General features: G+C 30.9%; 20 protein-coding genes and 1 tRNA gene. 1 reads left to right on the top strand and 20 read right to left on the bottom strand.

The genetic code is table 11. From position 1 onward, the window contains the following. Positions 1-15: 15 nt before the first annotated feature. The 15 genes from LGK97_RS03185 to LGK97_RS03115 form a co-directional block, all read right to left on the bottom strand. Positions 16-1,758: a ComEC/Rec2 family competence protein gene (locus tag LGK97_RS03185; protein WP_226258294.1), complete on the bottom strand. Its 1,743-nt coding sequence runs from the start codon at positions 1,756-1,758 to the stop codon at positions 16-18. A 44-nt stretch (positions 1,759-1,802) separates the two neighbouring features. Beyond that, the gene (locus LGK97_RS03180) at positions 1,803-2,045 is read right to left on the bottom strand and encodes a hypothetical protein (protein ID WP_226258293.1); all 243 of its coding nucleotides are present in this window, start codon (positions 2,043-2,045) and stop codon (positions 1,803-1,805) included. A gap of 90 nt (positions 2,046-2,135) precedes the next feature. After that, positions 2,136-4,598, bottom strand: coding sequence for a cation-transporting P-type ATPase (locus LGK97_RS03175; protein ID WP_226258292.1), 2,463 nt, complete (start codon positions 4,596-4,598; stop codon positions 2,136-2,138). A gap of 505 nt (positions 4,599-5,103) precedes the next feature. Continuing rightward, a complete protein-coding gene (locus tag LGK97_RS03170) occupies positions 5,104-5,655 on the bottom strand; it encodes an MORN repeat-containing protein (protein ID WP_226258291.1) in 552 nt (183 codons plus the stop codon). A gap of 163 nt (positions 5,656-5,818) precedes the next feature. Beyond that, entirely contained in the window at positions 5,819-5,983 is a 165-nt protein-coding gene (locus LGK97_RS03165) for a zinc-ribbon domain-containing protein (RefSeq protein ID WP_165413721.1), read from the bottom strand. A gap of 195 nt (positions 5,984-6,178) precedes the next feature. Beyond that, positions 6,179-6,358, bottom strand: coding sequence for a hypothetical protein (locus LGK97_RS03160; protein WP_226258290.1), 180 nt, complete (start codon positions 6,356-6,358; stop codon positions 6,179-6,181). Between the two features lie 318 nt (positions 6,359-6,676). Then, complete coding sequence (locus LGK97_RS03155) at positions 6,677-7,297, bottom strand: V-type ATP synthase subunit D (RefSeq protein ID WP_226258289.1); 621 nt, start codon at positions 7,295-7,297, stop codon at positions 6,677-6,679. A gap of 1 nt (position 7,298) precedes the next feature. Then, a complete protein-coding gene (locus LGK97_RS03150; protein ID WP_226258288.1) occupies positions 7,299-8,681 on the bottom strand; it encodes a V-type ATP synthase subunit B in 1,383 nt (460 codons plus the stop codon). Positions 8,682-8,732: 51 nt separating this feature from the next. Further along, entirely contained in the window at positions 8,733-10,490 is a 1,758-nt protein-coding gene (locus LGK97_RS03145) for a V-type ATP synthase subunit A (protein WP_226258287.1), read from the bottom strand. A gap of 59 nt (positions 10,491-10,549) precedes the next feature. Further along, a complete protein-coding gene (locus LGK97_RS03140; RefSeq protein ID WP_226258286.1) occupies positions 10,550-11,161 on the bottom strand; it encodes a V-type ATP synthase subunit E in 612 nt (203 codons plus the stop codon). Between the two features lie 82 nt (positions 11,162-11,243). Continuing rightward, positions 11,244-11,552 (bottom strand): V-type ATP synthase subunit F, encoded by a 309-nt coding sequence (locus LGK97_RS03135; protein WP_226258285.1) that lies wholly within the window; start codon positions 11,550-11,552, stop codon positions 11,244-11,246. Between the two features lie 16 nt (positions 11,553-11,568). Next, positions 11,569-11,994, bottom strand: coding sequence for an ATP synthase subunit C (locus LGK97_RS03130; RefSeq protein WP_226258284.1), 426 nt, complete (start codon positions 11,992-11,994; stop codon positions 11,569-11,571). Between the two features lie 24 nt (positions 11,995-12,018). Further along, the gene (locus LGK97_RS03125) at positions 12,019-13,995 is read right to left on the bottom strand and encodes a V-type ATP synthase subunit I (protein ID WP_226258283.1); all 1,977 of its coding nucleotides are present in this window, start codon (positions 13,993-13,995) and stop codon (positions 12,019-12,021) included. A 53-nt stretch (positions 13,996-14,048) separates the two neighbouring features. Further along, positions 14,049-15,089 (bottom strand): V-type ATPase subunit, encoded by a 1,041-nt coding sequence (locus LGK97_RS03120; RefSeq protein ID WP_226258282.1) that lies wholly within the window; start codon positions 15,087-15,089, stop codon positions 14,049-14,051. Between the two features lie 12 nt (positions 15,090-15,101). Continuing rightward, positions 15,102-15,416, bottom strand: a complete 315-nt coding sequence (locus LGK97_RS03115; protein ID WP_226258281.1) for a hypothetical protein — start codon at positions 15,414-15,416, stop codon at positions 15,102-15,104. Positions 15,417-15,727: 311 nt separating this feature from the next. Between LGK97_RS03115 and LGK97_RS03110 the strand changes: the two genes are divergently transcribed. Then, positions 15,728-15,973, top strand: coding sequence for a hypothetical protein (locus LGK97_RS03110; RefSeq protein ID WP_226258280.1), 246 nt, complete (start codon positions 15,728-15,730; stop codon positions 15,971-15,973). A 124-nt stretch (positions 15,974-16,097) separates the two neighbouring features. On the opposite strand, the gene LGK97_RS03105 is transcribed toward LGK97_RS03110, so the two are convergent. The 5 genes from LGK97_RS03105 to LGK97_RS03085 all read right to left on the bottom strand — a co-directional run bounded on the left by LGK97_RS03105 (position 16,098) and on the right by LGK97_RS03085 (position 21,495). Further along, a tRNA-Sec gene (locus tag LGK97_RS03105) sits at positions 16,098-16,194 on the bottom strand. Positions 16,195-16,308: 114 nt separating this feature from the next. Beyond that, complete coding sequence (selB, locus tag LGK97_RS03100) at positions 16,309-18,225, bottom strand: selenocysteine-specific translation elongation factor (RefSeq protein WP_226258279.1); 1,917 nt, start codon at positions 18,223-18,225, stop codon at positions 16,309-16,311. Between the two features lie 27 nt (positions 18,226-18,252). Beyond that, complete coding sequence (gene selA, locus LGK97_RS03095; protein ID WP_226258278.1) at positions 18,253-19,653, bottom strand: L-seryl-tRNA(Sec) selenium transferase; 1,401 nt, start codon at positions 19,651-19,653, stop codon at positions 18,253-18,255. Positions 19,654-19,687: 34 nt separating this feature from the next. After that, a complete protein-coding gene (selD, locus tag LGK97_RS03090; protein ID WP_226258277.1) occupies positions 19,688-20,716 on the bottom strand; it encodes a selenide, water dikinase SelD in 1,029 nt (342 codons plus the stop codon). Positions 20,717-20,799: 83 nt separating this feature from the next. After that, a complete protein-coding gene (locus tag LGK97_RS03085; protein ID WP_226258276.1) occupies positions 20,800-21,495 on the bottom strand; it encodes a helix-hairpin-helix domain-containing protein in 696 nt (231 codons plus the stop codon). Between the last annotated feature and the right edge of the window lie 137 nt (positions 21,496-21,632).

The raw sequence follows: 21,632 nt of genomic DNA, 5'->3' as shown, positions 1-21,632 counted from the left end.
GCAACCCCTCCAACCCTATGGAAATTTCAAACCTTTATTTCCTATAATTATATATTTATTTATTATTGTACCTGGTGGCGTATATGTTTCATCTTTTTTCAGCTTTATATTATACTTAAATTCTGTACTCTCTCTTATGTTAAATACAGAAGAATCTGGTTCTATGTTTGATTTTTCTAAAAAACACAGCTCAACCTCTAATTTATTTCTGAGACTAATTAGCCTAATATTATATTTGCCACCGATACTTATAGTTGAATCTCCCTTGTATCCATTTAAAAACTTATCTATTTTTACAGGTATTTTCAAATCTTTTGCACTAATATTTCCCGTGGTCACAGCAATTGTCTCTTTTTTATACTGCAATAAAACTATATCATTATTATTTACATTAATATAGCTAATCTCAGGAAAAACCTTATAATTTTGAAATGCAAAAATAAAAATAATGCAAAGGGGAACATACTTAAATTGTTCATACCCTTTTTTAATTCCAAGATAACATATATATAACCCAAACACAACTAAACTGTCTATATATGAAAAGTATATCAGTTCTGGCAACGCTAATGCTAAACTTTTCTGAATAAATTCTAAAATCATCAAAACGGTAAACAATCCATAGTTTATCAAATTGAAAATCGGGTCAATTAAGCTACTTACCAAGCAAGCATTACCTAGTATAACCACCACAGTATAAAACGGTAATAATAATAAGTTACTTAAAACAAACCCTATGCTAAAAGTTTTTAAAGCAAAAACTACATAAGGCATAGAAAACACTTGTGAACTTATGCTTAAACTAAAGGACTCATTTAACACTTTCGGCAATCTATATAAAACTTTTTTCATCTTTTTATTGTATACTATAATCCCGAGAACACAAAGAAATGAAAGCATAAATCCTATATCAAGAATAGAAAACGGCCTAATAATTAGAAGTATAACCGCTGCTAAACTAAGAGATGAAAGACTATCATATTTTTTATAAATCTTACTAGATATCTTTAATATAAAAATCATTATAAACGCTCTTATGGTAGATGCTTTTCCACCTGTAAATATCATATATCCAAAAGAGAATAATAAAGCTACCTTATAGCCAATAATAAGTTCTAAAGCTTTATAAACTATAGACATGTGGAGCCCCGATACACTTACAACGTGACTAATACCTAACTTTTTAAAATCTTCCTTTTGTATCTTTTCTATATATCCGCTATCTCCAAAGCACACAGCCATTACTATAGCTGATTTTTCTTTTCCCAGTATTTTCGAGAACTTCTCATATAAGTCTCTTCTAAAACTTTCAATTTTTGAAATTAAATCCTCATTGCAAATCTTATAATCATTAACCTTATATGTCCCAACTATCCCTCTTTCATAAACTGCTTTTTTATAAAAATTACCTTTAACCCAAACACTTCTACCTTCTGTTAATTTAAAAACATTTCCTTCTAATAGAATCTTCTTGTTACCAGATTTTGCAATGCAATTATATTTGCTCTTTTCAGAAATCCTCACTTTTAAATTTTGTGAATTGGGTAAATTAATATTGAAATAAGCGTAATAATTTGCAGTTCCAATGATAAAAAAACAAACAACTAGGTAAAAAAACCTTTTTTCTATAGTAAAATACATTATAGCTAAAAAAGATGCAGCTATAGCTGCACCTAAAATGAGATTATTAATTAAAATCAAACAAGTAACGCATCCCATAAATATTGTTGCTGCATAATACACCAAGGGCCTAGACATGATAAACTATCCTACTTAAAAGTGCATTTATTAATAAGAACATATTAAATTGTTCCATCCTTTTCTACTTCTATTACAATCTCAACATTGTGGATATTAGGAATTGCACGAATATGCTTTACATGAGGTATTCCAACTTTATTTCTTTCTTTGAAATAATTATAAGTAATCTCCTCTGCTACTTTGTTTGATAAATTACTATAATTAATAAAATACTCTTCTTCTGGTATATCTAAAAAAATGGTGTTACTTCCTATAACCTTTGTTTCAAATATATTTTCAAGCATTTTAGCACCTCCACAACTTTATCTTATCCAATAAGTATTAAATTAATCAGCATTCTTTTACTTATTTTATGCCAGTTTAGGAAAGTGAAGTTATTTTACTAAATATAAAACAAAAATACCTTGAAGTAATAAATTTAAAAAAATCAGTACATAAGAAATTTTATTTTTAAAAAATCCTTTTTGATTTAATAGCTTTAAGCTAAATATATTTTCATACACAGCAAAAATAATAAAACTAACATGATGATTATTTATAACGGACAACTTATCTATGAAAGTAAGCATTGAAAAATAGATGACACTAGCTAAGAATGAATTCTTTATAGAGAATCTTCTTATGTAACCTCCGTCAATATTACTTACAGTTTGTTTAGCAATTCTATTTTGTAATAGAATTGAAATCCCACAAATAGGTATAATTATAAAGTTTAAATATAAAATTTCAACAAGTTCAAATGGCAATTTGCCAAAAATAATTAAACTTATTAATATAATAAATATCTCACTCATCACTGAAGCAATAAAAAACAATACTGTTTCTCTTACATAGTTAATAATACTTTTACTATACCTTACTAAATTAATTATTTCACTAAAATCATTTTCCAGCATAAATATACTTGAAAGTTTTTTTACTATAGCGCTACATTCGGTTCCTGCTGAAATAGATATTTGGGAGTTATTAAGATATTCCAAATCGGTTAGTGTATCCCCTACTGAAGCTATATAATTACCCTTGGAATTTAAAGTATTAACAATTTCACTCTTATGTTTTGGAGAAATCTTTGAGAAAATACTAATCCTTTCAATATTCCTGTCAAACTCTTCCTTACTCATATGTTCTATTTCTATACCTGATAATATTTCTTCTTTTTTATGTACAAGTCCTACTTGCTTGCCAAAAGCAAATGCAGCTAATTTATTATCCTCTTCATCAATAATTAGTCTAACGTTAATGTCTTTACAGGTTTTTATAGTTTCATATGAACTTTCCTTTGTGGGGTTCTCAAATCCTATTAAACCTACAAAAACTAAATTACTTTCTATATTTTCATCAATACTTGGTTCATAATTAAAGTTTCTGTATCCAAACGCCACCACATTATAGGCTTTGTTAGACATTGCTATATGCGTACTTATGATGTCTTGTATGTCATCATCATTTATTTCCTTTTCTATACCGTTAACTAAAATGTGTGTACATTTATTTATTAACTTATCAAGAACACCCGTTATATTAGCTCTATACCTATTGTCAATCCTATTTACAACAGTTTTAATTCTTTTATGAGAATCATAGGGTATTTGAAATATCCTCTCTTGCCTACTATCAACTTCACTAAGTTCTATTGACGCTTCACTGCAAAATTTAAGAATTGTTTGTTCTACTAAGCCTTCAAAGGAATTAGCATTTTCAACTTTTAACTTTGCATCATTGCAAAGCAATGCTATACTCATTATTCTTTCTATGGCATCTTCAATTTCAAGACCTTCATTTCGAACATCGATATACATGTTATTGCAATATACATCTCTAAGAATAAGCTTATTCTCAGAAACAGATCCTAGTTTCTTCATAAATATTGTAGTTATATTGGAAAGAAAATATATAACAGAAATATTCTTTATATCTATGTTTTTTTTCTTAAATTTAATAAATAAAATTTCAAAAAACATAAATAATACTATAATAAAGCTTGGCAAATTAAATGTTATACCAATATGTATAAGTGCATTTATAATTTCATTAATATTAAATTTCTTGTATACAGCAAATCCTATAGTAACTATACTTACTACTACAGTAATTAGAGACATCTTATTTAAAGCCTTAGTAAGCCCCGTATTAAAACCACTATTGCTGTTTTTCTGTTCAAGTAACACCTTTATTATTTCACCTATCTGCGTATCCATGCCAGTAGCAATAACTATACCTAGCCCCTCCCCTTGGGTAACAACAGAAGACTTAAACACTATGTTTTTAAGTTCAGAAAGATTTAGAACCTCTCCTTCTATCACCATAGGGTATTTTTCTACTTCGTATTTTTCACCAGTTACTGCAACCTCTTTTATCTTAAGCCCTTTAGATTCTATTATCCTAATATCTGCTGGAACATATTCTCCACTCTCTAGCAAAACTATATCTCCAACTACAATTTCCTCACAACTTATCTGGCATACCTTACCACTTCGTATTACATATGAAAAAGGCGTGTTTAAATTATCTATAGCCCTCAAACTCTTTTCTTCTTTATAGTCCGCCTTAACTAATAGCGCAATACTAATTATCAATGTAAGAGTTACAATGCACCCTATAATATATAATCCGTTATAACATAGCATAGCCACTAAACTAAGGGATATAAGCATCCATAATTGCTTTATTTCATCAATAACTAAGTTTAGAATACTTGGCTTTTTAGGTTTTAGTATAATATTTTCTCCATAATTTTCTCTCATATATTTAATTTTATCTTCAGTAAGTCCCGAACTTATATCTGAATTTAAAATTTGAACTACTTTTCCAATTGCTTCACCATACCATTTCATCATATTGTCAACCTATCCTTTGTGTTTTCGCTTACTATAATTTTCACTTATTATAATTTTCGTCCATTTAATAAGAGACTTTAGCGTAAAAGCCAAAGCCTCTGTATTTTAAACTACTTTGATTACTTCTTTTATATATTAACCTTTTAAGTTTCACTACAGCAAATTTAACATCTGCATTTATTATGATTTTTATTACAACGTCTCTTATTGCCATTTATAATAAAAGTATTGCAACAACAACAACTACTATTATTATCACATCCATTATTGTCACATAGTAATAATAATGCTATTAGCCAGCAGCACATATATATTTCACCCTCTCTCAAGGAAAAAATTTTAACCTATACTCAAGTAATTCCTTCTTAGAATCACTTTCTTAAGTTATTTCTTTAATGATTCTTTTGTTTGTACATAGTATTATATTGCCTCTGAAAAGGTTCCATTTAAATGTTGCAAAAAGAAAAATAACAGAATCTTTCCTCTGTTATTTTAGTAATATATTTTATCTTATTAATTGATTATTTTTAGACCGGCCCATTTCAATTACCCCATCAGAATATACGTACATTCCTTGACCTTCTCTTTCATCATTTTCCCACTGCCCTACATATTTGTCTCCTTGTGACCAAGTATGAATGCCTTCACCATGTCTAAGACCATCCTTCCAGTCACCTACATAAATATCTCCATCTGGCCATACACATATACCTTCTCCAGATTTTTCTCCATTTTCAAAACTGCCTATATACTTTTCACCGTCTGGCCAAGTATATATTCCATGTCCATGCTTTTCATCATTGCTCCACTCACCTATATATTTTTCTCCACATGACCAAGTAAGAGTTCCTTGTCCATGCATCTGATTATTATTCCAATTGCCTACATATTTACTTCCGTCAGTGTAAATAAAGACTCCTTCTCCATGTTTCTTACCTTCAAGTCTTTCTCCTTCATAGGTTCCCCCATGAATATGTGCTGATTTTGGTTTTGGCAGTATCCCACTATGTATTTTAATTTTATCCAAGTTACTTTTACTTAATTTTATATTTTTCATGTTCAAATCGCTCCTTTATAAATCATACATTACTTATCATTTTGTTTAATATACAATACTTTAAATATACTATATCATAATTTTGCGGAAATCAGAGAATAATTTTCTACAAAAATAAAACCTATAGGAATAAATTCCTATAGGCAATTTTTATTAAGTAATATTATCTTTGAAATCCTCTATTGTTTTGTTGTTTTTTAGCTCTTCTACAATCAGGACATCTTTGTGGTTCATTTTCGAATCCTTTTTCTTTATAAAACTCTTGTTCACCCTCAGTGAATACGAATTCTTGTGAACAATCTTTACATACTATAGTCTTATCTGCCATTTAAACATTTCTCCTTTTTATTTATATTAAGATTTAAGATCTGATTTACTGATATGCCTAAAAAGGTAATGTCTAAATCATATTAAATCTTGCTGTTGTTGATTTTTATCAATCACAACATAATTAGAATAACATATATATTGCTAATACGCAATACTTTTATTAAAAATACTTTAAAAAAATACTAAATATTTATTATTTACCATTTCTAGCTATTGATAGGTTAATTGTTTCCTTAACAAGATCAAGAGCCTGTAGTTTGCTATATCCCTTGTGTTTTATCTCTTCTTCACCTTTTCTTGCAATTACCTTATATGGATATTCTTTTTCATTATTTTCTGTGATTTCTATTGCATACCCTCTATATTCTTCCATATTACACCTCTTATTATTTATTTAAAATTTTGTTCATAATTATATATTTGGTATATATCATTTGAAACTAAACACTAATGCTACTCAACTTAAAACTTCCTAAAATTTTATTTAGTAACTTTAAACTTATTACAACTTCAATATACCTCCTTTTATAAAACCATTATAACACATTTAAAATATTTTGAATATTCCTTATTCTAATTATCCATTTATAATTTTTTTATTTTAAATAAAATTAGCGCATACAAGCTTTTTAGCTTAATATGCGCCATAATATTTAATCTTTAAACTTTTCAAGTATTTATTAGTTTAATTTTACTCATCTTTCCTATGTTTCTTTTTTACTACCTTTAATCTAAAGAAATCTTCTCTTTCTTTTTCTTCTAAAACTTCTGTAATAAACTTTACTATTTCCTCAAACTTAGGAATTTGAATGTTTTGAAGTGCATTTGCTCTTTTTTGAGTTTTCTTTACTTCCACGGCTAATCTGTATACAGCATTTTCTACCTCTGCCAGCTCATAGGTTAAATACTTTACCTTATTAAACTCTTTCATTGCATCATCAATTGCCGCACTAGTTCTATAAAATCCATACTTTGGCTTAATTTCTTTTTTTTCAAAAACAATCTTAGGAACTTCCACTCCCATAACACTTTTAAATAGAATCTCATAGTCCATAGCCTCTTCTACTGTCATTGCTACGTCCTCAACATTTATTATTCCTGAATTTATATTTGCAGATTCTAATGCTTTATATGCCTTTGAAAATGTTACATTTACCTCATCTTGAAGTTCATGAGCTTTAGAAACATAAGACATCATTTCTCTTATAAGTACATTTCTTTTTTTATCTAAAAGCTCAAATCCCTTTTTCGAAAAGTCTAAAGAGCTCCTAGCGGCCATTAGGGTAGATTTAGTTGGTGCAAAATTTTCCATACTACTTCACCACTGTTTTATAATATTTATCTAGAATGTTAGGTGAAACTCTATCTAGCTCATTCCTTGGCAATTTACCAAGAATCTCCCAAGCCAAATCTAAAGTTTCTGTCATCTCTCTGTTTTCATCATAGTTTTGACTTAAAAACTTATCTTCAAAAGCTCTACCAAAGTCCATATATATCTTATCTATTTCTGAAAGCTCATCTTCTCCTATAACTTGAGCCAGCGCAATTACATCTTGTACCCTAGAGTATGCTGCAAATATTTGATTTTGCGCATCTGCATGATCTTCTCTAGTGAATCCTTCACCAATTCCATCTTTCATAAGTCTTGAAAGTGAAGGAAGAATGTTTACTGGTGGATATATATCTCTTTGTGCAATACCCCTACTTAAAACAATTTGCCCCTCTGTTATAAATCCTGTCAGGTCTGGTACTGGATGCGTTATATCATCATTAGGCATTGTTAATATAGGTATTTGTGTTATACTTCCCTCTCTACCTTTCATCATACCAGCTCTTTCATACAGAGAAGCTAAATCTGAATACAAGTATCCTGGATAACCCTTTCTACTTGGAACCTCTTCCTTTAACGATGAAAGCTCCCTGAGCGCTTCACAGTAATTAGTCATGTCCGTAAGGATTACTAGCACATGCATATCCTCTTCAAACGCCAAATATTCTGCTGCAGTCAGAGCACACCTTGGGGTTATTATTCTCTCAACTATAGGATCATCTGCTAAGTTTGTAAACATAACTACCTTTTCCAGCACTCCTGCTTCTTCAAAGCTTTTCTTAAAGAAGTTTGCATCATCATATTTTATTCCCATAGCCCCAAATACTATACAAAACTTATCACTTTCTTCACCAGAAACTTTTGCTTGCCTTACAATTTGTGCTGCTAGTTCATTATGATTTAATCCATTACCAGAGAATATGGGTAACTTTTGACCTCTTATTAATGTAGCTAGGCAGTCTATTGATGATATACCTGTTTGTATATAGTTTCTAGGATACCTTCTAGCCACAGGGTTCATAGGTCTTCCGTTTACATCATATTTCTTTGAAGAATAAATCTCTCCACCATTATCTCTTGGATCACCTATTCCATTAAATTCTCGTCCTAATATATCCTTTGTAATTGCCATTTTAAAAGATTCGCCCTTAAAATGCACTGAAGTATTGTCTACTGACATACCTGTTGTTGTTTCAAATACTTGTACTATGGCTTTGTCTTTATAAATTTGAACAACCTTTCCTTTTTTCTTATACTTTCCGTCTACCAATATTTCAACAATTTCATCATAGGCTACATCTTCTACATTAGAAAGTATAATTAAAGGTCCTTGAATTTTATTTAACATTAAATATTCTTTTTTCATGCTGGACCCCCTTGCTGATTTCTGCAAATATATATTTACTATTATTAATATTTATTTATATTTTTCTATAAGTTCATTAAAATAGCTTGCTACTTCTTTTACTAAATCATCTATAAGTGACGGATTATCATTGGGTACATTATATTTCATTTTATAAAGTTTTTCCATTAACTCCTTGTTCATTATAACAGATATTGGTATTCCAACCTTAACTGCCAAATTTCCATTATCATAAAAAACCTCTATAGCTTTAAGCATCTTATATTGTTTATCTAAAGGTACATAAGTATCCACCGCATTGTAAGCGTTTTGTTGCAAGAATGCAACTTTAAGGCACTTTGCTACCTCTATGATAAGCCTTTGTTCATCCGGAAGTACATCTTCTCCAACTAGTTTAACTATCTCTAAAAGCTTATTCTCTTCATATAAGAGTTTAAGCATTTTTGCTCTTAGATCCATTATATCTACGGCCACATTTTCCTCATACCAATCCCTTAAAAGTGTTAAGTAACCACTATAGCTAGATAACCAGTTTATTGCTGGATAGTGCCTTGCGTAAGCTAATTTCTTATCAAGACCTAGAAAAGCCGAAACAAATCTTTTAGTATTTTGAGTAACAGGTTCTGAGAAGTCCCCACCTGCAGGTGACACTGCTCCAATTACTGTAACAGAACCCTCTGTGCCATTTAAATTCTCTACATATCCCGCTCTTTCATAAAACTCAGCAATTCTTGATGGAAGATATGCTGGATATCCCTCTTCAGCAGGCATCTCTTCTAGTCTTCCAGAAATCTCTCTTAATGCCTCTGCCCATCTTGAAGTGGAATCCGCCATTATAGCAACGTGATATCCCATATCCCTGAAATATTCTGCCATGGTTATCCCTGTATAAATACTCGCTTCCCTTGCAGCTACTGGCATATTTGACGTATTTGCAATAAGTACGGTCCTGTTCATAAGAGGTAAATCAGTTTTAGGGTCTATAAGTTTCGGGAAATCCTCCAGAACTTCTGTCATTTCATTTCCTCTTTCTCCGCAACCTATGTACACTATAATATCTGCATCAGACCATTTTGCAAGCTGATGTTGAGTTATAGTCTTTCCAGTACCAAATCCTCCTGGAATTGCACAAGTTCCTCCTTTAGCTAGTGGAAAGAATATGTCGATTATTCTTTGACCTGTAATAAGAGGTTTGAAAATGGTTTTTTTGTCTGCTACTGGTCTTGGATTTCTTACCGGCCAATATTGATAAAGCTTTAGATCCCGATCTTCTCCGTCTTGACTTATTTTAACTACTACAGTTTCTATATTATAATTTCCACTTTCACTTGCCCAGGTTACTCTTCCAGATACTCCTGGTGGAACCATTATCTTATGAACAATAGTTTCAGTTTCTTGAACCGTTGCATATATATGACCTTGTTTTAATTCATCTCCAGGTTTAACTGTGATATCTACATTCCAAAGTTTTTCCTCGTCTAGAGAAATTAGCCCTATGCCTTCTGGTAAAAACCCATAAGATATTTCATTTATCTTTTCTAGTGGCCTCTCAATTCCATCAAAAATATTTCCAAGTATCCCCGGTCCTAGTTTAAGAGAAAGAGGGCTACCAGTGGATATTACACTTTCACCTATTTTAAGTCCACTTGTTTCTTCATAGACCTGTATAGTTGCAAAGTCTTCTTCTAGTATTATAATTTCACCGATGAGCTTCTTCTCACCTACCATAACCATTTCTCTCATTTTAAAGCCCGTCATGTGCTCAGCTTTTATAACTGGACCGTTTACTCCGATTATATTCCCTTCCATGTTTTCCCTCCCTCGATAAATCAGTAGACAGATCAGCTTTTGTAACTATAATCTGCTTCCTAAGCTAGCACTTCCATAACCCTAACACCAATTATTTCTTTACTTTCTTGTAACCTGGAATATATGCTATTATCTATTTTAAACTTTCCTTCAAAATCTTTTAACATTACCCCTCCTATAAAGTCCACTTCTGAAAATCTCACTTCAACTTTTCGCTGTGGATATTCATCCCCAATAGCATCAATGTCCCTTTGAAATCGAGCGTAATCTCTTTTTAATACTATAAGATAGTAGCTTCCTTTATTTATTCCCTCAAATGTCCTTTTAAGAGCATTATTAAAATAGGATTTATATTCTGCTAAAGAAACAAACTCTATAAGTTTTTTCCGTACATCTTCTAGTGCATCGTTAACTAACTTATCCTTAAGAAATAACACTTCTCTTTGTTTACTAACTCTTTCTTTTGCAATTATTGTATTGGCTCTAATATTAGATTTCTTTAAAACATCTATTTGAAGGCTCCGCATAAGCTCTTCTATCTTTTCTTTTTCCATATCTAATTTTTTTTGTGCTTCTTTAGCGAAAACTTCCAACTTCTCTTCTTTTTCTTCATTTACTTTGTCATAAATTATCTTAGAAAACAAACTTATCTTATCTTCAATGGTGGTCATAATCAAACCTCCTGCAAATTCTTATCCTAATAGTATCTCTTTAGTTCTTAAAAAATTATTGTTATTCATCTTTTGGAACTCATTATATTTTAAGACCTATAGCTTCTTTAACATATCTTAATATAGCATCGCTACCCTTACTTGATCCATGTCTATCCGGAATTTCTATTAAAAGAGGTCTTTCCTTGGACAATTTTATGTCTCTTACAACATCTGGTATTAACAGCGCTACTTTTTCTGTTATTATTATAATTCCCACTGCCTGATCTTTTTTTAATTCTTCAATCTTTTCTACTATTTCTTCTCTTTTGTGAAGCAGAATACTTTCTATTCCTGCCATCTTCATTCCTACAAATGTATCTACATTATCACTTATTAAATAACTTTTCATAAGCTTAGCTCCTAAATTATAATTTTGAAAGTATCATTATAGATATAATAAGTCCATATATAGCAATACCTTCTCCAAGACCAACGAAGATGAGTGTTTTTCCTAGTATTTTAGGATCTTCAGATACAGCGCCTAATGCCGATGATCCAACAGCACCTACAGCATAGCCTGCACCAATAGTTGCAAGTCCAGTTGAAAGTCCTGCTGCCAAATAACCAAGGCCAGCAGCTGGGTTAGCTGCAACTGTTTCTGCAGCGCTAGCTATACTTGGAATATTCACAACTAGTGCCCCCATAACAACTGGTATAAATACACCTAAATTTATCTTTAATGCTCTTTTTATCTTTTGTTTCCCTAAAACGTCTACTTTACTTTGCTCTACAACTCCATAAGTAATAGTAGCTATAACAACGCAAAATGTTAACATTAGTAATATAGTCATAATTATTCCTCCCTCTAACTTTTCTTATTTGTTTTGCTTAAAATTAACCTTCACAGGGTCAAAATCAACTCCGCCACCCTCGTAATACTTACTAAATAATTCGTAATATTGAAGTCTTAATCCTTGTATAAAAACAATCAAACCTTCAAGTCCTATAATTATTACGTTTCCAAGTACTAGAATTAATACCGATGCCACTCCGCTTTTGGTCATAGATGCCATAGCAGAAAATGCAACAAAAAGACCTACGTGGTTCAATGCAAAAGCTCCTACTCTTATAAATGATAAAGTATTGGAAAACATAGATAGTAAGGTTTCTATTACTTCAAAACCTGATTCTATAAAGTAATCCTTAGGACCATCTTCAAATAGTACTTTTTTCTTTAAAATAATATTGGCTAAAGGCTCTTTTAGTAATATGAGCACTAGACATAATATAAAATATATTATCCAAATTACTGTTGGTAGCAAGGTAATTTTATAGATTATTGATGCTATTAGTATTAACGCTCCCATATAGAACATAAACCCTGCTAAGCCTTCCTTTGCAAAAAGTCCACGTTTTAAATCTTTTCGCCGTATACTATTTGCAATTCCTAATATGTATCCCAAAATTAAGAATCCACAGCCGAATACTATAGCACCAATTAGCATATCATTGATATCCTCCATAGGTCTAATTAATAAGGCATCAATAACATTTTCAGACCCAAACACACTTCCATACATAAATCCAAATACTATAGAACTTAGTCCAAGTCTTTCAAAAACACCGCCTAGGTTAGTTCTACCCATCTTAATCCTTAGTAAAAACCCTCCTAAAAGTAAAACTAACCCTTGTCCTACGTCTCCAAACATAGCACCAAACATCAGAGTATAAGTTATTGCTAAAAACATTGTTGGATCAATTTCATCGTAACTTGGAACCCCGTACATTCTAACCATGCTCTCAAAAGGTTTGAATAATTTATTATTTACTAACATTGTTGGTGGATTTATAGCTTTATTAGTTCTTTCTTTAGGTTCCTTTGTAATCACCAATACTCTATCACCAAAGTTTAGTAATATCCTATTAAGATCTATTATGAAACTTTTAGGTATCCAACCTGAAAGATAAAAAAATTCATTTGTACAAGCTGCACTCTTTTTGATTTCTGCAGACTTTTTCTCTAGTTCATAGCTGTTTTGTAGGTTTTTTATAGTATTATAATTTTCCTTTAGGAAATCATTGAGCTCCTTTTCAACTTCACTTCTAGATTGCTTTAAAGTATTTATCTCCTCCTGAACAATGGCTGCTACTTCCTTGGGAATACCGATGTAATGATTAGGTACTATAATCTCTTCACAATTTGCCGATTTAAAAATTCTTTCCGTTTCAGATACTAAAAGAATTGGAGTAAATGCTATAAATATAACAAAACCTTTTTCTTTATAAACAGATTGAATTACTGAAGGTATGTTTTCATAATTAGCCTTCAGCTTAAGCATGTTTTGTTCTGGTGCCTTATATAGACCTACTTGGAAATTATGCATAGTAGTTAGCTCTTCCATTGGAAGAGTCACCTTCTTTAAAAATCCTACAGCCTCATAAGTATGCTTAAGATACTGCTCTTTTTCTGCCAAAGCCTCAAGTTTACCATTTAACGTTTTATACTTCCCATATACTAAAGATAGTTCTTTTTCCATTGTATTAAAATCAAAGGTCATTGCTTTAACATATTCTTCATTTATACCAAAGTTTCTTTGAGCCTCTGCAAGCTTTTCAATATGTTTTAAACTTATATTATAATCTTCTTCATATAAGTAAGGCCTTATGTAGCCTACGTCCATCAGGGCTTCTATATTGCTAGCAGAAGGTTTCAGTATAAAATCCGACGTATTTATTTCTTGCAATGCACTTACAGGCTGCATGCAACCTTCTAGCGCTAACATTTTGGTTAACTTATCAAAATCTTCAATAGCTCCAACTAAATTAACCATACGCATTTTTTCTATAGACACAGTATCACCCCCTAATTTCATCTAGTACAAATAATGACTTAGTACGCAATAATTTATAATGTGATAGAAACATAATTTATACCTTCACTTATATCAATGTCATATCTCTTTTGCTCTACTATAGATATAATATCTTTCATTTCGATCTTATAATATATAAAGTAACTCATAACCATGCCTATATTAGTTTTATTTTCTCTAAGAATTTTTTTGAAATATTTTTTTTGGAATTCACGTTCTCGCTTTTCAATCAAATTAGAATCATCTTTTTCATATATTGATGCGTAAGGTGTTTTTTCTATTAAACTACGAAACTCTTCCATATTACTTGTATAACAAAGCTTTCTAAGTATTTCTTTTGAAAGCTTATGGCTATTATATATTAAATAATTAAACAGTTCATCAGGAGGTATATTGTAGAAAGCTTTCCCCCTATATATCCACCCTAAATTTAAAAGATCAGCTTCCATTCCTATTATTCTACTTACCACTTCTTTGTTTTCATTATCTAAATGTTTAAGTTCACGGCGCACTGCAGAAAAATAAACAAAATCTAGCTCAGTTTCAATTCTAAATAGACCTTGCTCACTTGTATCCCTTGCCAAATTCTTTAAATTCTTATGATATATGCTATCTTTTAGCCCCTCTACTACCTCATCAACATTTTTTAGAGCTAATAAGTAATCATAGTTTATTGTGTTTAAGGCACACCTTGAAATTAGCTTATCTTGTATTTGGTCATAACTGCGCCCCAAGTATTTACCTCTAATTATTACTTTTAAATCTTCTATCTCCCATCTTAAAAATAAAGCTTTAATAAGCTTCCTATATTCACCATTAAAGTAATTTATAAATTTACTATAAATACTTACATAATGTCTATCCAAAATAATTTCTAGATTATTCCTGTGAATATTCTCTAAGTTGTATCCTTCTAAAAGTTCACCATAATTAGTTTCCTCTTTTAATACTTTAATAGTGCTTTTAAGTCCTTTGCACTTTAGTAGTTTCATATATTGTTCTTGGCTTATCATCTTTCCCATTAAAGCCTTTACTTTAGAATTTACAGCACTAAAATCAACAACACTTCCCATTTACTTCAACTCCTATAGTGACTTTATTATTTCATTAAATACTTCCTCCACAATCACTAATTTATTGCTTTGATATTTTATATTAATATTATTTAATTGTTCTTCTTTTTCCTTTCTTATACTCATAGCTCTTTGCTCCGCCGCTAGTATCTTTTCATTACTTATGCTACTCTTAATTTTACTAGATTCTTCTTGAAAGCTACCCTTCATATCCTGTATTTTACTTTCAAGCTCATCCTGCTTTTCTTTTAACAGCTCATCAATTGAACTTCTATAACTTTGTGCATCTTTATCTATGCTCATTATCTTGTTAATTACAAATTCCAAAGCGACACCCCCAATATTTAAAAGATAATACATGATTTTGGTCTTTCATAATAATCTTGGATATTAATCATATTCTATTGTATTACACTTAAATCATAATGTCGAAAGCAATTTTAGGCATAATCCATGGGTTTTGCGATGAATATGAGTGTTACCTCAACAAATCATGCACTTACCTAAGGCTATCTGTATTTATCTCGTAAGCGCACATGTAAAGGGTTTATATTCCATAAATAATTTTTCTTTTTATTGGTTAAATGATGTAGTATAATTAAATACTATTGCAGAATGTACAGATAAAGGAGGACGCTATGAAAGATGACATAAAAGAAATTGAAGATAGCATATTAAACTATCTTTATGAAAATAAAGAATCATCACCACAAAGTGTAGCAAAAATAAAGTTAGCTATTAATTTAGGTAATGGTAAAGGTAATGCTAGACTATTTAAATCTTCTCTTGACTCACTAGTTAAAAAAAGATTTGCAAAAAAACAAGAGAGCAGGGGAAATTATAAAATAGATCTTAGTGGAATAGAACATATTGAAGCAAACTAAAAAAGAGCCTAGGCTCTTTTTTTTATGTTTAATTATTAACATAGTAATCTTCTTTTTTAATATTAAAAAGCGGCCCAGAATACATTACATTATGTATCTAAGCCGCAATATGTCTATTTAACTTTGGCGGGAATATGTGTGAATCGAACACACCCATCGTGGTATTAGCACGACAACACAGTTTTGAAGACTGGCAGGCACACCAGCACCTATCTACTCCCATTGAAAATACTAATTAAAGCATAACTTAGTATTAATTATATCATATTCCGTTGACGGATTCAATAGCAATATGCACAATCATGTCGAAATATTTCGACATGATATTTATAATCTTAACTTTCTTTGTAGAGCACTCTATCATTTTCAACTCTTTTAGTTAATTTTATACCATCAAAATGTTCTAATAAAGCTACTGCAAACTTTCTACTGGTGTCAAATAAATCTCTAGCAGTAGATGCTGCTATGCTACCATTTTCTTTTATGTAATTATACACAAGCACTTTTGCATTTTCATAATTTTCTTTTGTAAAAATACAGTCTTCAGCAATTTTTATTAATTCTTCATTATCCATAAGTGAATCAAAAACCATTTTAAAGTTCTTTTTATCCTTTTCATTTACGGCTAAATCACCATATTTTGGGGTATTATATCTTCCCTTATCATAAGCGGAGAAAATGCTTGTTTTTAACTTTTCTTGTTCACTTGTATATTGTATCCTAAAATCATATAAAGATACAAACTTTTCATAAATTTTTATAACATTTCTACTTTGCATAAGAGTCAATATCTCATCATAGATTTTTTGCTTTATATTCTTTCCAAATACTTTGTTTTTTATTTCCTCTTTTGGCATACCTGCTTTAAGTGGATTTTCCTTATGATACTTTGTTAAAATCTTCTCTATCTCCGATATTTTTTCTTTGAAAAAACTCTTGTGTATATATATTTCCTTATCTAATGATGTTAGTTTTATTATTATATTATCATCTACTAATGCTTTCAATTTATCTTCTATGCCTTCTTCATTTTTTCCTAGAGCCTTTAAAATCACTGTAGTATCAGGATAATCTCCACTTAATTTAATAAGAGTGTTTTCCAAAATACTTTCAGTACTTCCGCTTTCTTTAACCTTAAGTTCTTCAATATACTTCTCATCAAACCTTTTCGCCTTTTCTGCAGAAGGTTCAATGACAGTGCCCCCTGCTATTGTATGCATAGGCGAATAACTTCTAATCACATATCTATCATTCCTTTGAGCATTTATTGGCTTTTCCAGTCTTAGTTGTACATAAGCAGTTTCTCCTGGAGCTATTTCTTCCCTATCTAGTATAACAACTCTACAGAGAATTTCATCTGTTCCATGATATAGTCTAACCCTTTGCCTATTAACTAGTGGTTTTCCTGTACTTTTTAGATAGTAAAGCATACAATCTATGGAAAGTGATGGTTCCATTATATTTATTTTAGAAACCACGTCTCCTCTGCCTATTTCACTTAATTTTATGTTAGCTAAGTTTATAGCACATCTTTGACCTGCTTCTCCAAATTCTTCAGGTTTATCATGTATATGAATACCTCTAACCTTTGTAACTACTTTTGAAGGATATACTTCTACTGTATCTCCAACTGCTACCCTTCCGCTTATTATTGTTCCAGTTATTACAGTTCCAAAGCCGCTTACAGAAAATGCTCTGTCCACAGGTAACCTAAAGTGCCCTTCGGTGTCTTTTGCATCGACTTCTTCAGTGATTTTATCTATCTGCGCAATTAGCTCTTCAAATCCTATTTTGGTTTTTGAGGATACTTGATGAATAGGTGCTTTTTCCAAAAAAGTACCTTTAAACTCAGTTCTTAAATCACTTTTAATCATTTCAATCCATTCACTATCTACTAAATCAGCTTTTGTAAGAACAATAATTCCTTTTTTAACATTTAGTAGCTGCAATATCTCAAAATGCTCCCTGGTTTGAGGCATAATCCCTTCATCTGCTGCTATAACTAATAAAACCACGTCTATGCTACTTATCCCTGCTAGCATGTTTTTAATAAATTTTTCATGGCCTGGAACATCAATTATTCCGGCCCTTCTTCCAGATGGTAAATCGAAATAGGTAAATCCTAAGTTTATAGAAATACCTCTATCCTTCTCCTCTTTTAAAGTATCTGTCTCTCTACCTGTTAACACCTTAATTAAGGTTGTCTTACCATGGTCTATATGACCTGCTGTTCCTATAATAATATGCTTCATATAACTGGCTCCCTTTCATAATCAACGTTAAATCATCACCTGGGGTGCTGCAATATTCCTAAAGGTCTCTGCAATAATTTCATAATCCTTTTCAAATAAAGTCCTAAGATCTAAAATTACTTCATTATTATTAATTCTTACAATTATAGATACTTCACTTAATCTTAGTATCTCCTCTATTTGAGGCGCCGTATATATTTCACTTTTTACTTTTATAACGTAAGTTTCTATTTTTTCTGTAGGCATAGATCCCCCACCAACCATTGAATAGTCAGTTTCTATTGTAAAGGTGAATTTATCAGTTTTAGTTTGAAGCTTTCTTTTAAGTTTTTGTGCTCTTTTCTTAAGCTCCGATGTTTCACATAGCAACATGCTTAAAGTTGGTATGTTTTTAATGGCCTCTGTTTCCTCTAAATAGTGCAAAAGTGTTCCTTCTAAAGCTGCCAAGGTCATTTTATCTGTACGTAGAGCTCTTGTTAACTGATTTTTTTTCATTCTATCAATATACTTCTTTTTACCTACTATTATTCCTGCTTGAGGTCCGCCTAACATCTTATCTCCGCTAAAGGTTACTACATCTATGCCCTTTTTTATACTTTCCTGAACAGTTGGCTCATGTACGAAACCATACTTAGAATAATCTATTAGCACACCACTTCCGATGTCTTCCACTACAGGTATGTCTTTATCATTTCCTAACTTTACTAAGTCTTCTATAGAAACTTCCTCTGTAAATCCCATTACTTTAAAATTAGATGTATGCACTTTTAAAAGTACCCCTGTATTTTCGGTAATATTATCTTCATAATCATAAAGATGGGTTCTATTAGTTGTACCTACTTCCACTAGATTAGCTCCACTAAATTTCATTACCTCAGGAATCCTGAAAGACCCACCAATCTCTACTAATTGGCCTCTAGAAACTATTACTTCCTTATCTCTAGACAAAGTATCTAGCACAAGCATTACCGCCGCTGCATTGTTGTTTACCACCATAGCAGCTTCTGCGCCAGTTGTTTTCATTAGAATTTCTTCTATATGTGAATATCTAGATCCTCTTTTGCCCTTTTCAATGTCATATTCAAGGTTATTGTAGTTCTCAGCAACATTTATTACCTTTTCTATAGCAGACTTTGATAAAAGTGCTCTGCCTAGATTTGTATGCAGAACAGTTCCCGTAGCATTTATTATTTTTCTAAGTTTAGGGATATTTTTTTTTCTTATTAATTTAATAGCATCAATTATCACTGCTTCTTTTGTTATTGATTCTATTTTATCATTTAAAATTGCTTTTCTATAAGACTCTATAGTCTCTCTTAATGAATCTAATACAAGAATTCGCATACTGTTTTCTAATTGATGTTCTATTGCTTCTTCTTTAAGCAGTTCATCTATCTTAGGTAAGCTTCTTAATAATTCTCTATTCATTGAAATCTCCTCATATTCTTTCTTAACTAAATCATTACTCTACGATTATGTATTTATCTTGCAAAGGGATTACTTCTCCAATAATTTGTGATTTTAAATCTAACTCATTTAACCTAAGCATGAGTTTTTCTGATTCTTCCACTGTGCAAGATACTAAAAGTCCACCTGAAGTTTGAGGATCAAATAATATATCCTCTAACCATTCCTCTGCGCCATTTATCTCATATTTCCCTTTTAAGTATGCTTTATTATTATAACAACCTGCAGGAACTAATCCCATTTTTGCATATTCCTTAGCTTCTTTTATGTATGGTATATTCTCTTTAAATAATCTTAAACTTATTTTAGACCCACTAGCCATTTCATAACAATGGCCCATAATACCAAAACCTGTTATATCAGTACATGCACTTATTTCATGCTCCATAATAATTTCTCCAGCATATTTATTTAAAGTACTCATAACATTAACTGCAATATTATAGGCTTCCTTTGAAGCCATTTCTGCTTTTATTGCTGTACTAATTATACCAGTTCCTAGGGGTTTTGTTAAAATTAATACTTCTCCTACCTTACATCCATAGTTCTTTAATACCTTATCTGGATGAACTATACCCATTACTGATAATCCGTATTTAGGTTCATCATCTTCTACGGAATGTCCACCTATTACTATTGCTCCTGATTCTATAACCTTATCTGCTCCGCCTTTTAATATTTCACCTAGTATGTCTATATTTAAACAATTAGGAAAACATACTATATTCAAGGCTAGTGTAGGTTTACCTCCCATAGCATATACGTCACTTAATGAATTTGCTGCTGCTATTTGTCCAAATACATAAGGATCATCTACTACTGGTGTGAAAAAGTCTAAAGTTTGAATAACTGCTATTTCATCGCTTAATTTGTATACCGCTGCATCATCAGAGGTTTCAAATCCAACAATTAAGTTTTCACTTTCCATTTTAGGTAATTTATCTAATATTTTCGAAAGGGTCTCCGGCCCTATTTTGGCTGCTCAGCCAGAGGTCTTTGAAAACTCTGTAAGTCTCTTATCCATATGGCACCCTCCTTATATTTTTTATAAGTAAAAAAATGATTATTAATTACTACTAAATCATCAAGATAATTTTATACTATTAGTCACTTTATGTCTACCTTATCCATGAATTTGCTTAAGGTCTTTTCCCCAATACCGTCAACTTTTGTTAATTCTTCTACAGACTTAAATCCTCCATTTTCTTCCCTATATTTAATTATAGCATCTGCTTTAGCATCCCCTATACCTGTAAGAGTTTTTAATTCTTCTTTGCTTGCCATATTTATGTTAACAATATTATTCTCACTGGTGGAATTTAGACTTATGGGACTAGTAATGCTACCTTGAAGGTTTTTTATTTTTTCACTCTCACCCTTTTTATAAATCACAACACAATTTTCATCATTTAGCTTTAAAGACAAATTAGTAGCATCCAAATCTGCATCTGTTGCTGCTCCGCCCGCTAGCTTTATAAGGTCAGTTACTCTACTACCTATTTTAATTTCATAAACCCCAGGATTTTTTACAGCGCCCTTTATATCTACTTTAATACAGCTATCCTCTGCATTATTATTGTTATTATTATTATTATTGTTTTTGTTACTATTACTTGATTGAACAGAAATAACTTTCCCATCGGTTTTTTCTCCTGAAGCCTTATCAGCTTCTGCAAATATATCCTTATAATCTATAGCGCTAATATTCTCCTTTGGTGTTGAAATTTTATAACCAATAAGTATAAAAACTACACTTAAACATAAAATAGCTATAGACCCAATTATCTTTTCTCTTTTTTTCATACTTCCTCCTTATTAAGTTATGCCTCACAAACTAATTCTTAATTATTTTATCTTCATATATGGAATTATTGACAACTTTCTAAAAATACTGTCGCTAAAAAAGTATTTTTTTGATATAATATAAATATTGAAAAACT

It is taken from the genome of Clostridium sp. CS001, assembly GCF_020443565.1.
Lineage (GTDB): Bacteria > Bacillota > Clostridia > Clostridiales > Clostridiaceae > Clostridium_AD.
This window is presented reverse-complemented; position numbering and strand designations above follow the sequence as displayed.